This is a genomic window from Clostridium sp. K04, assembly GCF_019734375.1.
Classification (GTDB): domain Bacteria; phylum Bacillota; class Clostridia; order Clostridiales; family Clostridiaceae; genus Clostridium; species Clostridium saudiense.
Map to the genome: position 1 here is coordinate 74,986 of NZ_JAASHD010000004.1, position 15,841 is coordinate 90,826.

The window sequence follows — 15,841 nt, forward strand, 5'->3', positions numbered from 1 at the left end:
AACAAGAGTATATTATAAATTAATGAGTTATAAGTTATAGTTAAGCAGTAATATATTAATAAAATGTCCTTAATATTAATTCATAAATTGAGTTAATACTAAGGATATTTTTTTGTGCGGTAAAGAATATAAATAAAATTAAGTAAAATTTACTAGATTAAGGTTAAATATGATAATATTAATAATATAAAAAATAATATTGACTTTTAGGAGGAGAAAATGAAAAGTAATTTTAGTGTTAATAAGGAATTCTTATTAAAGACAGCAAAAGAAATATTAGAGTTCAATAGTCCTACAGGATTTTGTTTTGAAATCATGGATAAGATAGAGGCAATTATTAAACCTTTTGGATATAACTTTGAAAGAAATAATAAGGGTTGTGGAACAATTACTGTTGAAGGAAAAAACAATGAAAAAACAATAGGAATGTGCGCACATGTTGATACATTAGGTGCAATGGTGAGGTCAATAACACCAAGTGGAAATTTGAAGTTTACAATATTAGGTGGGCCTATTTTACCTACATTAGATAGTGAATATTGTACAATAAGGACTAGAGAAGGAAAACTTTATTCAGGTACATTTCTAAGTACTAGCCCAGCTGCTCATGTTTTTGAGGATAGTAAATCTAAACCAAGAGATGAAAAAAACATGGAAGTAAGAATTGATGAAATTGTAAATTGTAAAGAGGATGTTGAAAAATTAGGTATTGGAGTTGGAGATTTTATTTTTATTGATCCAAAGACTACAATAACAGAAAGTGGATTTATTAAATCAAGATTTATTGATGATAAAGGTAGTGTTGCAGTCATAATTGCATTATTAGAAATGATGCATAGAGAAAATTTAAAACCTAAAAATACAGTAAAAATTATAATTTCTACATATGAAGAGGTTGGTCATGGTTCAGCTTCTATTCCTTCTGATATTAGTGAAATGATAGCAGTGGATATGGGATGTATAGGGGATGATTTAAGTTGTACAGAATATGATGTGTCAATTTGTGCTAAAGATTCTAGTGGGCCATACGATTATAATATGACTACTGAATTAATTAATTTAGCAAAAGAAAATAATTTAAGTTATGCTGTAGATATATATCCAATGTATGGTTCAGATGTCAGTGCAGCATTAAGAGCTGGAAATGATATTAGAGGAGCCCTTATTGGACCAGGGGTCCATGCTTCTCATGGTATGGAAAGAACTCATGTAAATGCTCTTGAAAATACAATAAAACTATTAAGTGCATATTTGATATAATATTTTGAATAGAAATATGTTTAAAGCTCACTAAGATTTAAATGTCTTAGTGAGCTATTTTATATTTAAAATCCCAATTTAATTATATAGATATGAATTTTTTTTAGGTTTTATGAACAATAAAATTTCATTTTTAATATTTTGCTTCTAGGGATATTAGCTTCTTCAATTTGTTTTGTATTATGGAATAAAGTAATACTTCATATAGGAGCAGTTAAATCTAATAATTTTATATATTTAATTCCATTAATTACAATGATAACCTCAGCGATAATGTTAAAAGAAATAATAAAAGCAATAGCAGGGATGGGGGGGATACTGATTATTTTTGGAGTTTATGTTTCAGAGAATAAGAATAAAATTATTGGTAAAAAATGCAATTATAATAGAAAAACAATAACAATATAAAGAATAAATGTAAAAAGTTTACAAAATATAAAATAGCTGATATAATTTTATTATATCAGCTATTTTTTGTCATTCTCATAAGTTTAATTACATATTTAGATATATAAATAAATCTAAAAAAATAAAAAGGGGTTTAACTATGGGAGAAAAGATAAAAATACTTATTTTAATGGGAATGACAATGAGTTTAATGGCTTGTGGAGTGGTAGATAAAAATGTTAGAGGTAATAATATTACAATAACAACAAGTATTGAAAATAAAAATGAGATAATAGAAAAGGTAGAAGGATCAGAGGAAGATATTATTGAAGAAAACAAAGAATTTGAAGCAATAGATTTAGAGCCAACTATTAATATTAATTATAGTTATGAAGTTATAGGGGATAAAAGCATATGTTCCGATATTTTATTTACTGAAAAATATACAGATTTAGAAGGAATAGTTACTTTTAGAGGAAATAATTTTAGAAATACAGCTTCTTATGGAATAAGCAAAATATCACAAAAAGAGTTAAATGTAAAATGGAAAACTTCAACATCATTTAGTTCATGGGGAGGAGGAGCAGGGTGGACTGGTCAACCGTCGATAATTAAGTGGGATGAAGAGTTGAAAAATTCAATGAATATAGATGATAAATTTAAAAGTAAAGAAAATTTTACTGAAGTAATATATGCTTCATTAGATGGGAAAGTATATTTTTTAGATTTAGAAACGGGAGAGAAAAGCAGAAGTGTTATCAATGTAGGAAATCCAATAAAAGGTAGTCTGTCAATAGATTCGAGAGGAATTCCAATGCTATATGTAGGTGAAGGTATTAATGAGAGTGGAGTAACTGGATTTAATATTTATAGCTTAATAGATGGAAGTAGTTTATATGAAATTAATGGATATGATGAATATGCATATAGAGGATGGCCAGCTTTCGATTCTTCAGCATTAATATACTCTGATGGGGATATAGTAATTGAAGGTGGAGAAAATGGAATTTTATATATTACAAAATTAAATACTGATTATGATAAGTATACTAATACTGTGTCAGTAAATCCAGAAATCTTAAAATATAGATATTATACTGGAGAAGGTTATGGTAGGCTAGGAATTGAAAATAGCGTAGCAGCATATGCAAATTTATTATATTTTGCAGATAATAATGGAGATATTCAATGTATAGATTTAAGGAAGATGGAACCTATATGGGTTATAGAAGGATTAGATGATATAGATGCTTCAATCACAATTGAAGCTGAAGAAGGAGTTCCTTATTTATATGTAGGGGATGAGGTAGATCATCAAGGGATAAGTGGAATATCAACAATTAGAAAAATAAATGGATTAACAGGGGAAGTGGTTTGGAAGAATGAGTTCTCTTGTCAATCAGTAGTTGGAACAGATGCAACTAATGGAGGAGTATTAGCTACTAATGTTATAGGGAAAAATAATATATCAGATTCAGTGATATTCTCATTGGCTAGATATGATGGATTTAATAGTGGAGCTATTATTTCAATAAATAAAAGTACAGGTGAAATACAATGGGAAACTAAAGTGGATAATTATTTGTGGTCATCACCTGTTGATTTTTACGATAAAAATGGAAATGCTTATATAATTCAATGTGATTCTATAGGAAATATGTTTTTAATAGATGGTAAAAATGGAGAAATATTAAATAGTTTAACTTTAGATGCCAATATAGAAGCATCACCAGCAATATATGAAGATACAATAGTAATAGCAACACGTGCTGGGAGTATTTATGGTATTGAAATAAAATAATAATATAAAGAAAAGTTAATATAATGATGCAAAAAAGCAAATACTGATTTCAAGTTAAATTGGAAAGTTCTAACTTAAAAAGAATTCAAAAAATGATATTTACCATAATGAATATTATAATTTAATTTTTAATGTAAATTATAATATTCATAAAGTAAATATCGTTTTTTATTGAAATAGTATTTTGTTATAAATCTTGTAATCTTCCTTTATTTTTAAGGTGAGAAATTAATTTTTCAGGATCATTCATGATTAACTCTTTAGGCATTTCTATTTTTTCAAATAATTCAATTCCATTAGAAAAATCACCAATTCTTAAATTAATATGAGCATCAGAAGTTAAAATAACTTTAGTCCCATGTTCTTTACAAAGACGTGCAACTTTTTCACAGTTAACATCACTTCCAATTCTTGACGAGCCAGATAAAGAACTGTTATTAATCTCAATCATAATATCCTTTTCTTTGGCTTTTTTTACAATTGCATCATAATCAAGTTTATAATTTGGGTTTCCTAGATGACCTAATATTTCAACTTTTTCATATTTATCCATTGTATTTAAAATAGCCATAGTATTTTCTTCTAAAGATTTTGGCTCAAATACAGGTTCGTGAAAAGAAGCAATCATATAATCTAAGTTCTTTATAGCATCACTAGGCATGTCAAGATTACCATCAACATCTAAAATATTTGCTTCACACCCTTTTAAAATTATGACTCCATTTATTATTCTTGGAAGAACCTTTAGATTACCAAAGTACCAGTAATGTGGAGCCCCGGGCATAGTAGGAGCATGTTCTGATGTACCTAAAATTTTAATGCCTTTTTGTGAACAAAAGTTAATATTCTCCATAAGAGTTGTGTATGCATGGCCGCTCACTATAGTATGAGTATGCAAATCAGATAAGTAATTCATAAAATTCTCCTTTATCGTATAATTAAAGTAATTGTATTTATAATTAAAGTATATTTATTTTTAAGTTAAACTTCAATAATATAAGAAAGAAATAATGTTTAAATTAAAATTAAATGTTTAATTTATATAAAAAAATGAAATTATAATAAATGAATAGAAAAGTTTAAAAAAAAAAAGCAGTTTAACAATTTAACAGTTTAGTATAATAAAGTGAAGTGATAATATGATAAAATTTATATATTTATATTAAATAATATTTAAATAAAATAAGTATAAAATAATATAAGTTTAATTATATTATATAAAATATACTATTTTGTGAAAAAGGTAAAGTAGAAATAATAGTTTTATTATGATAGTATATATTTTGAAATCAAATTCGATAAAAAAAGCTATAATATGAAAAAATAGCTTTTTTAAACTAAGGAGGAAATATTATGAGTAATAATAAAGGAAAATTAACTTTAATTGCATTAATACTTATGATTTTTACATCAGTATTTGGATTTAATAATATTCCAAGGGCTTTTTTCCTTATGGGATATTCAGCAATTCCATGGTATATTTTTGGTGCGATATGCTTCTTTATTCCATATGCATTTATGATGGCTGAATTTGGAGCAGCATTTAAAGAAGAAAAAGGTGGTATTTACGTTTGGATGCAAAAGTCTATTGGTAGAAAATTTGCATTTATTGGTACATTTATGTGGTTTGCATCATATATAGTTTGGATGGTTAGTGTATCATCATCTATATGGGTTCCACTTTCTAATTTAATATTTGGAACTGATAAAACATCTACTTGGTCACTATTTGGATTTACTTCTTCACAAACATTAGGTATTTTAGGAGCAATTTTTGTTATATTAATTACATTCTTATCATCAAAAGGTTTGAATAGTATTTCAAAAGTTGCATCAATTGGAGGTATATTTGTAACAAGTGCAAATGTATTATTAATAGTTGGTTCATTAATTGTATTTTTTGCTAACGGTTTTAAAGCAGCACAGCCACTAAAGCTATCAGAGTTTGTACATTCACCTAATCCAGCTTATGGAACTGTTTTAGCCGTATTAGGATTTCTAGTATTTGCTATATTTGCGTATGGAGGATTAGAAGCAGTTGGTGGACTTGTTGACCAAACTGAAAATGCTAATAAAACATTCCCAAAAGGAATTAAAATTTCAGCAATAGTAATTGGGGTAGGGTATTCTTTAGCAATATTAATGGTTGGTTTATTCACTAATTGGCAAGAAGTACTTTCAAATCCTGATGTAAGAATGGCAAATGTATCATATGTGGTTATTAAAAACTTAGGAGTTAAGCTTGGAGAGGTATTTGGATTATCTCCACATGGAATTGAAATAATGGGGACTTGGTTTGCAAGATATATTGGATTGGCAATGTTCTTAGCATTATTAGGTGCATTCTTTACACTAATTTATTCACCATTAAAACAATTAATAGAAGGTACACCAAAGGAAATATGGCCAGAAAAATGGACCGCAATAAATGATAACGGTATGCCTGTAAATGCAATGTGGATGCAATGTATCGCAGTTGTGGCTATTATTATAATTGCTGTAATAACAGGCGGAAAATCTTCTAGCTTCTTAGATTATTTAATACTTATGGGAAATGTGGCAATGACAATACCAACAATGTTCTTAGCAATTGCATTTATTTATTTCAAAAAAAATGATAGTATAGATAAACCTTTCATTTTCTTTAAAAGTAAAACAGTTGCAACAATATGGGCTATAATAGTAACTTGTACTGTTGGATTTGCTAATATATTTACTATATTACAACCAGCAATTGAAACTAAAGATTATGTTTCTACAGGATTCCAATTAGCTGGACCAATAGTATTTGGATTAATTGCTTTCTTCTTAATTTCTAAATACGAGAAAAGATATGGAAGAAATAAAGATTCAATAGATAAAATAGCATAATAAAAAAGTACCAAACGAAGTTGTTTGGTACTTTTTTATTATAAACCTGTAACTTGTATATCTTGTAGTAAATGTTTATATTTTAAAAATTCAGCATATAATGAATCTATACGTCGTTCTAATACTTCTCTCTCTGTAATTTGAGCTGTTTTCTTCAAATCAGATGTAAGTTTTTGAATTTCTTCATCAATTGCCCACATTTCTTTCATTATTTCATATGCATTATTTTTCATAATAATCCCATCCCTTTTACTGTAAAGTATTGAAATATAATTATTTCTAATATAATTATACCATATAATATATATTAATACAAAAATGATTTATTTAACAGTAAAATATTAACAAATAATTAAAAAAATATAAAAAAAAGGAAGTAAAATGTTATTTAGAAAGGTTTACAGAAAAATTATTCGCAAATATAGCAATAAACTATTTCAAAAATATGGAAATGTGGTAAAATATTATTAGAATTTAAGAAAAAAATTAATATTTAATTTAAATAACATAAAATTATAATTATAAAATAGGATAGCACAGTTTAAAAACAGGAGGAATTTTAAGATGAAAAAAATATTATTTGTCGCTTCTGAAAGTGTACCATTTATTAAAACAGGTGGATTGGCAGATGTTGTAGGATCACTTCCAAAATCATTTCCAAAAGAAGAGTTTGATGTAAGAGTTGTGATACCAAACTATACATGTATACCATGGGAGTACAGAAGTGATTTTAAATATATTACACATTTTTATATGGATTTAGGACAAGTTTCAGGTAGTGAATATGTTGGTGTATTGACAACCCAATATGATGGAATTACATTTTATTTTATCGATAATCAACGTTATTTCGGAGGGAATACTCCATATGGAGATACTAGATTTGATATTGAAAAATTCTGCTTCTTTAGTAAGGCAGCTTTATCAATTTTACCAAGTATAAATTTCAAACCAGATATAATACATTGTCATGATTGGCAAACAGGTGTATTACCTGTGTATTTGCACACAATTTTTAGAGATAATCATTTCTACGATAATATAAAAACTATAATGACAATCCATAATTTAAGATTCCAAGGAATCTGGGATATTAAGACACTTCAAAAGATTACCAATTTCCCGGATTATGTGTTTAGACCTACTGATATGGAGTATAATAAAGATGCTAATATGTTAAAGGGTGGAATGGTTTACGCAAATTATATAACTACTGTAAGTAATAGTTATAAAAATGAAATACAAAATGATTACTATGGTGAAGGACTTGATGGAGTGGTACGTCAAAAATCAGGTGATCTTTATGGTATATTAAATGGTATTGATTATAATGAGTATAATCCTGAAACGGATAATGAAATATTCAGTAAATATAATAAATACAGCTTTATAGAAAATAAATTATATAATAAAAGAGGTTTACAGCATGAATTAGGATTAGAACAAAATGATAATAAATTTATGATAGGAATTATATCAAGATTGACTGACCAAAAGGGTGTAGACTTAATTGCTAGAGTAATAGAAGAAATTGTAGATGATCACACTCAATTAGTAGTACTTGGAACTGGGGATAAAGGTTATGAAGATATGTTTAGATATTATGAATGGAAGTTAAAAGGAAAGGTATCAGGAAATATTTATTTTTCAAATAACAGAGCTCATAAAATATATGCAGCAGCTGATGCAATGCTTGTTCCGTCAAGATTTGAACCTTGTGGTTTAACACAACTTATATCATTAAGATATGGAACCGTTCCTATAGTTAGAGAAACAGGTGGTTTAAGAGATACTGTTGAACCATTTAATATATATTCTGATTGTGGTACAGGCTTCTCATTTGCAAATTATAATGCCCATGAAATGCTTAATACAATTAATTATGCTAAACATATATATTTTAATAATAGAGATAAATGGAATGGTATAGCATTTAGAGGAATGGAAAAAGATTACTCGTGGGGAAATTCAGCACAAGATTATGCTGGGCTTTATAGGAAACTAATGGGTGAATGGTAAAATATTAGGACGTTATAAAGTTGTAGAAATTAAACTTCGTAAGTTTAAAGGATTGAATATTATTTATAGAATATTTTAATATATAAGTATGTAGTATGAATATAAGTAAGAGTTATAGTAATTAGAATATCTTAATAACTAGCCACAATGTATTAAAAATATGTTGTGGCTTTTTATTTATTTCTTTGATGAATTTTTATTGGAGTTAGTTCTTGAACATCCCAATAAAAAACCTACGCAGCTACTTATTAAATCTCTAAACTGTATTATAGATGGAGTGGCTTCCTCAGGAATTAGGTTGAAATCATATCCGATAATTAGTGAGAATAAAGCAATTACACAAACTGATAAAGCAACTATAACTTGCAAAGATTTATTACAAATGTAGTATTTTAAATCATTTGTAATGTTATTAGATTTATTTTTACTTTCAACCATATAATTTTTATCATCACTTTTTAGAGTTTCTTCTTTAACTTCTTTATCATCATCATTTACTGTAACAATTATTGGAGAGTTAGAGTCATTACTCTTTATAACTTCATGTTTTAAAAAATTTTCGCTTAAAAAATAACCAAAAATAGAAGCAACACTAGTACGTACGATAACGCTAATAGAAATTCCATTATTTGTTGTAGGTTCAGGCATAAATAAATTATAAACACATTGAAGTAAAAGAATAAACATTATAATTATTAACGATTTATCACTAATAGATATTTGACTCCAACATTTAATTAATGCATGTAAGAGTGTATTTTTATTCTTTTTCATAAGTTTACCTCCTTTGCTATAATATATCTTATTAATTTACGTTTATATATGTTACATATTTAAATGATAAATCTAATTTACTTAATTAAATTTATATAAACATAACTAATAATGATAATAGGATGAAAAGATGATATAATAATTAAAAAGATATACTAGGAGGATAAAATGAAGTTTGATGGAATAATATTTGATTTAGACGGAACATTATGGGATTCAACTGCTGAAGTAGCAAAAACTTGGACAAGTGTAATTGCAAAATACAATTTAAATCGCAAAGAAGTAACTGTTGAAGATTTAAAACCATGTATGGGAAAATTATTAGATGAGATAGCAAGTATTTTATTACCAGAGTTAGATCCTAAAAAGCAAATGCAAGTAATAAAAGAATGTTGTGAATATGAAAATGAATATTTAGGTGAATATGGTGCAACACTATATGATAAATTAGAAGATACATTAAAAGAATTATCAAAAAATCATAAATTATTTATAGTGAGTAATTGCCAAGATGGTTATATAGAATGTTTTTTTAAAGCACATAAATTAGACAAGTATTTTATTGATTATGAATGTCCAGGAAGAACTGGATTACCTAAAGGCGAAAATATTAAGTTAATAGTTGAAAGAAATAATTTAAAAAATCCTGTTTATGTAGGTGATACCCAAGGAGATGCAAATGCAGCTAAATTAGCAAATGTTCCATTTATCTTTGCAAAGTATGGATTTGGAAACGTATATGAATTTTTTAATTCAATAGAATCTTTTGATGAATTATTAGAAATAATATAAGTAAGGAGAAGCAAATGATAAGTAAAAAAAAGCTAAAAGAAGATATAATAACATATGACATAATTACTTATAAAGACGAAGATGGAAAAGATATTGAATATGTTGAAGTAACTTTAGTAGATAGAATTATTGATGTTTATATGGATACAAGAGAGGTAAATATAGGAATTTTGGCTAATAAAATAATTGAAGATAACTTATATGAGGAATAAATAAAAGTCACCAAATTTGGTGACTTTTATTTATATTGAAATAATAATATTTATGTATTTAATTTAATTATTGTTGGATTTAATATGACTTCTAAATATTTTATTCATGAATAATGTATTTTAAATAAAAATAAATATTCGTAAATTGACGAATTAAAATAAAGATAAAATTGTTATTAAGTGTTTATAAAACAAATAAAACTTTGTATAATAAATATGAAAATATAATATTACGAATAATTAAAAATATTACAATAAATTATGATGTAAATTAAAATATAAGGAATTAATATGAAAATTTATGGTTATAAAAATAGTTCAATAAGTGAAGAAAAATATTTATATAAAGCTTTAGGGATAGATTTAAAAGAAAAAAATATTATATCTTTTGTTGGAGGTGGTGGAAAAACAACCTCTGTTTATACATTGGCAAGAGAGTTAAGTAATTTAGGTAAAAAGGTTTTAGTTACAACTACGACACATATGCATATGCCGAATGATTGTATAGATTTTAAAGGTGATGTTAAAGAAATAACTGAAAGACTAAAAATACATAATTTAGTAACAGTAGGAATTAAAGAAAAGAATGATAAAATTTCAAGTGTTGGTGAAGATATAGCTGAAGCACTAATAAACTTATGTGATTTTTTAATAATTGAAGCTGATGGTGCAAAAATGCTACCGCTTAAAGCTCCAGCAAGTCATGAACCTGTTATTTTGAAAAATACTACAATGGTTGTTGGTGTTGCAGGAATAGATTCGTTAAATAAAAGTATAAAAGAAACATGTCATAGACCACAGCAGGTTTGTAATATATTAAAGCAAAATGATAATTATGTTATTAAACCTAAAGATATAGCTATTTTATTAAGTAGTGAAAAGGGACAAAAAAAAGGCGTTCATGAATGCAAAAATGCTATTTATAGAGCATTAATTAATAAGGTAGATAACAAGGAATTATTAGATTTAGCAGAAGAGATATGTGAATATTTGCAGCAGAATAATATAAAAAGTATAATTACAAGTTATAAAGAATTTAATGAGGTGTAGAAATGCTAATAGTTATTAAAGGTGCAGGAGATTTAGCAAGCGGAATAGCATATAGATTAAAAAAAAGTGGTTTTGATGTTGTAATGACAGAAATAGAAAATCCTACAACAGTAAGAAGAACAGTAGCTTTTTCTCAAGCTATATTTGATAATGAAACAATTATTGAAGGAATTAAAGGAATTAAAGTTAATAGCATAGATGAGATAAATGAAGTAATAAGTCAAGGTAATATACCTGTTATGATTGATGAAAAAGCAGAAATTGTATCAAAGTTAAAACCAAATGTAGTTGTAGATTCTATAATTGCAAAGAAAAATTTAGGGACAAGTATAGATGATGCACCAATTGTTATTGGTGTAGGGCCAGGATTTGAAGCAAAGATTGATTGTGATTTAGTAATTGAAACTAAAAGAGGTCATTATTTAGGAAAGGTGATAGAAAAGGGGAGTGCAATACCTAATACCGGAATTCCAGGGAATATTGGTGGATATACTAAAGAAAGAATTATAAGAGCTTCGGCAAATGGTAAAATAAAGCCAGTTGTTAAAATTGGAGATTTTGTTAAAAGAGGTCAAGTAGTGGCTTATGTAGATAAAGAAGAAGTTTTAGCACAAATTGATGGAATAGTTAGAGGAATGTTACAAGAAAATATAGAAGTATTTAAAGGTATGAAGGCTGGAGATATTGATCCACGATGTGAAAAAGATCATTGTTTTACAATTTCTGATAAAGCAAGATCTATAGGTGGAGGAGTATTAGAAGCAATAATGTATATGAGTAATAAGAATAAATAAATGAAAGAGTGGGGAGAAAGTTATGAAAAAATTTATAGATGCTAAAGGAAAGAATTGTCCAATACCAGTGATAATGGCTAAAAAGGAAATAGAGTCTGGAGTTAATTTTTTTGAAATTGAAGTAGATAATAAAATTGCAGTTGAAAACTTAAAAAAACTTGCAAAAAATCAAGGATTTGAAATAAAAATTACACAAGATAAAGATAATTTTAAAGTTGACTTTTCTAATGGATGTGAAGAATGTGAGGATATTTTGAATAAATTAGAAGGGAAAAAAGAATTAGGAAATTGGACTGTATTTGTTAACAAAGAAACTATTGGTAGTGGTGATGATGAGTTAGGTAAATCATTAATGAAGATGTTCTTGTATACTATTTCTGAAGGTGAAGATTTACCAAGTTCAATTTTATTTATGAATGGAGGAGTAAAAGTTCCAACCCTAAATGAACAAGCAATCGAACACTTGAAAGTTTTGGAAGCTAAGGGGGTAGAACTGTTAGTTTGCGGTGCTTGCCTTAATTTCTATGGTTTAGAAGAACAATTGAGTGTAGGAAAAGTTAGCAACATGTATGATATAACAAATGTTATGAAAGAGGTATCAAAAGTAATAACTATATAATTATAAAAGATTAGTGAAATTTATTAAATTATATTATGTAGCGTATAATATTAAATAATGAGTCAGCATAATTAGTACAGTTTATCTAAAATAAACAGTAGGTTATGCTGACTTTTTAATTGTATATTATTTTATTATTATTGAATGGGATTGTTTATCAGTAACAGTACCAATAATTCTTGTCCAAGGATTATTAAGTTCCATTCTTGATATAAACTCTAAAGCATCTTTTTCTGGCATTGATAAAAGAAGACCACCAGAAGTTTGAGGATCTAAAAGTACATCTTGCATTTCTTGAGTAACAGAAGAATCACATCTAAAAATATCTTTTAAATATTCTAAATTATTGTACATACCTTCAGGAATAATTCCCATACTAGCATACTCTAAAGAATCATTAAGAAGAGGAATTGAATTAGAATAGAACTCAATAGTTTTATTACTTCCACTTGCCATTTCATACCCATGACCTATTAGGCTAAATCCAGTTATATCTGTACAAGAATTAACACTTAAGTTTTTTAAAGAATCCTTAGCATATTTATTTAAAGTTGTCATTACATTAGTTACTTCTTTAATTTTTTCAGCAGATAGTAATTCAGCTTTAGTTGCTGTATTTAAGATACCTATGCCTAAAGGTTTAGTAAGAACAAGGACATCGCCAGTTTTAGCATTGCTGTTAGTAAGTATTTCATTAGGATGAGCAAAGCCAGTTACACAAAGTCCATATTTAGGAGTAGGGTCTGCAATAGTATGACCACCACTAACAACTGCACCAGATTCAGATACCTTACTGTATCCACCAGCTAAAATATCATGCATTATTGATGTATCTAAACAAGATGGAAAGCATAATAGATTCATTGCAATTGCAGGATCACCACCCATAGCATAAACATCACTTAATGCATTAGTAGCAGCAATTTGTCCAAATATGTATGGGTCATCAACCATAGGAGGAAAAAAATCAACAGTTTGAATAAGAGCTTTGTCCTCACTTACTTTATATACACAAGCATCGTCTTTTTTATCAAAACCAACTATAAGATTTGAATCTTCAAATTTAGGTAGATTTTTTAATACTGAATCTAAAACTCCAGGACCTATTTTTGCAGCACACCCAGAAGTTTTAGTTAAGGTAGTTAATTTTATAGTATTCCCCATTTTTTCTCCCTTCGAATTAAGAAATAAATATTTTTTATATATGATTATTATAAATAAAAAATAAAAAATTATAAATATATATGGAAGAATTTATTTAATTATGGTATAGGTATATAGGACTAAAAAAAAGATGGAAAATATAAACAACCATGTTCTATCATAAAGTATTAAATATATAAACTTATAGCTTTTATATTAGAGAAAAGAGAGGATAAGATAATGTTAATAAGCAAAGAAAAAAAATTTTATAAGCTAATTTTAAGTATTGCTTTACCAATTGCAATACAAAATTTAATTACGTTTGCAGTAAGTATGGTAGATACTATGATGCTAGGAGCATTAGGAGAAGTTCAATTATCAGCTGCATCAATTGGAAATAATTTATTCTTTATATTGACGATATTAATATTTGGACTAGCTGGGGGATCTAATATTTTGATATCACAATATTGGGGAAGAGGAGATGTAAAAACAATACATAAAATACTTTCAATAATGTATAGGGGTTGCTTAATAATTGCAGCTATATTTATTTTTATAGCAATAGTATTCCCGAGTCAGTTTATGAGAATATATACTACTGATACAAGGGTAATAGAGGAAGGAGTTTCATATTTAAGAATAGTTTCTGTTGGATATATATTTTATGCAATAACAAATTGTACAATAATGATGCTTCGTTCAGTAAAAACAGTTAAAATTTCATTAGTTGTATATAGTTTATCATTAGTTGTTAATGCATTTTTTAATTATATATTAATTTTTGGTAATTTTGGTGCACCAGTATTAGGTGTTCAAGGAGCAGCAATAGCTACGGTTATAGCAAGAATAACTGAATTTAGTATAGTTTTAATTTTTATGATTAAATTTGAAAATAAAATATTATTAAAGGCTTCACATTTATTAAAAGTAGATAAAATAATTTTTAAAGATTTTTTAACAAATTGTACACCAGTATTATTTAATGAATTTTTATGGTCAACTGGGTCAACAATGATTTCTATTATACTTGGAAGGCTTGGAACTGAAACTGTAGCGGCTAATAGTATAAGTAATGTAGTATTTCAATTTGTAACTGTATTTATATTTGGACTTTCAAATGCAACTGCGGTAATTATAGGTAATACTATAGGTGAAGGCAAGAATGAAAAAGCAAAAGAGTATTCACGAACAGTTGGTGTACTTAGTATAATAATGGGGATTATGGCAGGGGGCGTAATTTTATTAATAAGGCCTATTGTAGTTGATTTTTATAATGTATCTCAAGTAACTAAAAATATAGCAGTTGAAATTATGGGATCTATGTCAGTTATAGTTATATTTCAAAGTTTTGGAGTTACATTAATGATGGGAGTTCTACGAGGTGGAGGAGATGCAAAGTTCGTCTTAATAAATGATATTATTTTCTTATGGCTTGTAGCTATACCTTGCGGATTTATTGTAGCATTTATATTAAAATGGCCAATTGAAGCAGTATTTTTTATTGTGAAAAGTGATGAGGTAATAAAATCAATTATTGCAGCTGTAAGAGTATTAGGAGGTAAATGGGTAAGAAACGTAACAAGAGAATTTGAACTTGAAGGAGCTTAATTTTTGGCTTAGAATGATATTATTGCCAGTATTATTTTGCGTAAATAAGAGCACTCTAATTAATGTAATTATTTATTACGTTAATTTATTTAAGTGAGGTGAAAATAGTTTGGCAAAGAATAGAAATGAAAAAAAGCCTAAGCAGAAGAAGAAGGCTAAGACAAAAATTGTTCAAAGTGATGAATTACAATAAATTATTATAAAAACATGCATATGAAAAAGTGTAATAAAGCACTTTTATCATATGCATTATTTTTATTTCAATTATTGTTGTATTAATTTGTTTAAAGCATAACTAAACACTTTAAGATATTTATTAATTCTACTATAAAGCATATGTATTATTGATAATAGAAATCAATTTATTTTTATAATTAAACTATTTTAAAAAAATATTTTCTGGTATATAATGTAAATATATAAACCATGAAGGTTTAACTTAGTAAAGAATAAAGTTATACAATAGGGCCATGAAGGTGCTAAATATTAGAGCTTATCTATAAAAAAT

General features: G+C 26.8%; 15 protein-coding genes. 11 read left to right on the forward strand and 4 right to left on the reverse strand.

Translation table 11 applies throughout. The features are described from left to right. Positions 1–219: 219 nt before the first annotated feature. The 3 genes from HCG70_RS03050 to HCG70_RS03060 all read left to right on the forward strand — a co-directional run bounded on the left by HCG70_RS03050 (position 220) and on the right by HCG70_RS03060 (position 3,448). Positions 220–1,260 carry a M42 family metallopeptidase gene (locus HCG70_RS03050; protein ID WP_221697469.1) on the forward strand — a complete coding sequence of 347 codons (1,041 nt, stop codon included), beginning with the start codon at positions 220–222 and terminating at the stop codon, positions 1,258–1,260. 141 nt (positions 1,261–1,401) lie between these two features. Then, entirely contained in the window at positions 1,402–1,668 is a 267-nt protein-coding gene (locus HCG70_RS17755) for an EamA family transporter (RefSeq protein WP_221697470.1), read from the forward strand. A gap of 139 nt (positions 1,669–1,807) precedes the next feature. Then, entirely contained in the window at positions 1,808–3,448 is a 1,641-nt protein-coding gene (locus tag HCG70_RS03060; protein ID WP_042393945.1) for a PQQ-binding-like beta-propeller repeat protein, read from the forward strand. A gap of 187 nt (positions 3,449–3,635) precedes the next feature. Here HCG70_RS03060 and HCG70_RS03065 read toward each other — a convergent pair whose 3' ends face one another. Then, positions 3,636–4,364: a phosphatase gene (locus tag HCG70_RS03065; RefSeq protein ID WP_042393947.1), complete on the reverse strand. Its 729-nt coding sequence runs from the start codon at positions 4,362–4,364 to the stop codon at positions 3,636–3,638. Between the two features lie 434 nt (positions 4,365–4,798). Here HCG70_RS03065 and yjeM point away from each other — a divergent pair, with 434 nt between their 5' ends. After that, complete coding sequence (yjeM, locus tag HCG70_RS03070) at positions 4,799–6,319, forward strand: glutamate/gamma-aminobutyrate family transporter YjeM (protein WP_221697482.1); 1,521 nt, start codon at positions 4,799–4,801, stop codon at positions 6,317–6,319. A gap of 38 nt (positions 6,320–6,357) precedes the next feature. Here the strand turns inward: yjeM and HCG70_RS03075 are convergent, their stop codons facing one another. Then, entirely contained in the window at positions 6,358–6,552 is a 195-nt protein-coding gene (locus tag HCG70_RS03075) for a hypothetical protein (protein WP_042393952.1), read from the reverse strand. Between the two features lie 331 nt (positions 6,553–6,883). Here HCG70_RS03075 and HCG70_RS03080 point away from each other — a divergent pair, with 331 nt between their 5' ends. After that, on the forward strand, positions 6,884–8,338 hold the full coding sequence (locus HCG70_RS03080) for a glycogen synthase (protein ID WP_042393953.1): 1,455 nt from the start codon (positions 6,884–6,886) through the stop codon (positions 8,336–8,338). Between the two features lie 177 nt (positions 8,339–8,515). Here HCG70_RS03080 and HCG70_RS03085 read toward each other — a convergent pair whose 3' ends face one another. After that, complete coding sequence (locus tag HCG70_RS03085) at positions 8,516–9,112, reverse strand: hypothetical protein (RefSeq protein WP_221697471.1); 597 nt, start codon at positions 9,110–9,112, stop codon at positions 8,516–8,518. Between the two features lie 168 nt (positions 9,113–9,280). Here HCG70_RS03085 and HCG70_RS03090 point away from each other — a divergent pair, with 168 nt between their 5' ends. The 5 genes from HCG70_RS03090 (at position 9,281) to yedF (ending at position 12,579) form a co-directional block, all read left to right on the forward strand. Continuing rightward, positions 9,281–9,904 (forward strand): HAD family hydrolase, encoded by a 624-nt coding sequence (locus tag HCG70_RS03090; protein WP_221697472.1) that lies wholly within the window; start codon positions 9,281–9,283, stop codon positions 9,902–9,904. Between the two features lie 14 nt (positions 9,905–9,918). Further along, complete coding sequence (locus HCG70_RS03095; protein WP_042393962.1) at positions 9,919–10,116, forward strand: hypothetical protein; 198 nt, start codon at positions 9,919–9,921, stop codon at positions 10,114–10,116. Between the two features lie 291 nt (positions 10,117–10,407). After that, positions 10,408–11,166 carry a selenium cofactor biosynthesis protein YqeC gene (yqeC, locus tag HCG70_RS03100; RefSeq protein WP_221697473.1) on the forward strand — a complete coding sequence of 253 codons (759 nt, stop codon included), beginning with the start codon at positions 10,408–10,410 and terminating at the stop codon, positions 11,164–11,166. Positions 11,167–11,168: 2 nt separating this feature from the next. Beyond that, the gene (gene yqeB, locus HCG70_RS03105) at positions 11,169–11,960 is read left to right on the forward strand and encodes a selenium-dependent molybdenum cofactor biosynthesis protein YqeB (RefSeq protein ID WP_042393968.1); all 792 of its coding nucleotides are present in this window, start codon (positions 11,169–11,171) and stop codon (positions 11,958–11,960) included. Between the two features lie 22 nt (positions 11,961–11,982). Further along, positions 11,983–12,579, forward strand: coding sequence for a sulfurtransferase-like selenium metabolism protein YedF (gene yedF, locus HCG70_RS03110; protein WP_221697474.1), 597 nt, complete (start codon positions 11,983–11,985; stop codon positions 12,577–12,579). 126 nt (positions 12,580–12,705) lie between these two features. On the opposite strand, the gene selD is transcribed toward yedF, so the two are convergent. Further along, the gene (selD, locus tag HCG70_RS03115; protein WP_042393974.1) at positions 12,706–13,743 is read right to left on the reverse strand and encodes a selenide, water dikinase SelD; all 1,038 of its coding nucleotides are present in this window, start codon (positions 13,741–13,743) and stop codon (positions 12,706–12,708) included. A gap of 219 nt (positions 13,744–13,962) precedes the next feature. Here selD and HCG70_RS03120 point away from each other — a divergent pair, with 219 nt between their 5' ends. Then, a complete protein-coding gene (locus HCG70_RS03120; RefSeq protein ID WP_221697475.1) occupies positions 13,963–15,333 on the forward strand; it encodes an MATE family efflux transporter in 1,371 nt (456 codons plus the stop codon). Positions 15,334–15,841 lie beyond the last annotated feature (508 nt).

What these genes read in the sequence shown, in the direction of transcription:
- selD (WP_042393974.1), bottom strand. Translation starts at nt 13,743, where the DNA reads ATGGGGAATACTATAAAATTAACTACCTTAACTAAAACTTCTGGGTGT.
- HCG70_RS03065 (WP_042393947.1), bottom strand. Translation starts at nt 4,364, where the DNA reads ATGAATTACTTATCTGATTTGCATACTCATACTATAGTGAGCGGCCAT.
- HCG70_RS03050 (WP_221697469.1), top strand. Translation starts at nt 220, where the DNA reads ATGAAAAGTAATTTTAGTGTTAATAAGGAATTCTTATTAAAGACAGCA.
- HCG70_RS03085 (WP_221697471.1), bottom strand. Translation starts at nt 9,112, where the DNA reads ATGAAAAAGAATAAAAATACACTCTTACATGCATTAATTAAATGTTGG.
- HCG70_RS03120 (WP_221697475.1), top strand. Translation starts at nt 13,963, where the DNA reads ATGTTAATAAGCAAAGAAAAAAAATTTTATAAGCTAATTTTAAGTATT.
- yqeC (WP_221697473.1), top strand. Translation starts at nt 10,408, where the DNA reads ATGAAAATTTATGGTTATAAAAATAGTTCAATAAGTGAAGAAAAATAT.
- HCG70_RS03080 (WP_042393953.1), top strand. Translation starts at nt 6,884, where the DNA reads ATGAAAAAAATATTATTTGTCGCTTCTGAAAGTGTACCATTTATTAAA.
- HCG70_RS03095 (WP_042393962.1), top strand. Translation starts at nt 9,919, where the DNA reads ATGATAAGTAAAAAAAAGCTAAAAGAAGATATAATAACATATGACATA.
- HCG70_RS03075 (WP_042393952.1), bottom strand. Translation starts at nt 6,552, where the DNA reads ATGAAAAATAATGCATATGAAATAATGAAAGAAATGTGGGCAATTGAT.
- HCG70_RS03090 (WP_221697472.1), top strand. Translation starts at nt 9,281, where the DNA reads ATGAAGTTTGATGGAATAATATTTGATTTAGACGGAACATTATGGGAT.
- yedF (WP_221697474.1), top strand. Translation starts at nt 11,983, where the DNA reads ATGAAAAAATTTATAGATGCTAAAGGAAAGAATTGTCCAATACCAGTG.
- yqeB (WP_042393968.1), top strand. Translation starts at nt 11,169, where the DNA reads ATGCTAATAGTTATTAAAGGTGCAGGAGATTTAGCAAGCGGAATAGCA.
- HCG70_RS03060 (WP_042393945.1), top strand. Translation starts at nt 1,808, where the DNA reads ATGGGAGAAAAGATAAAAATACTTATTTTAATGGGAATGACAATGAGT.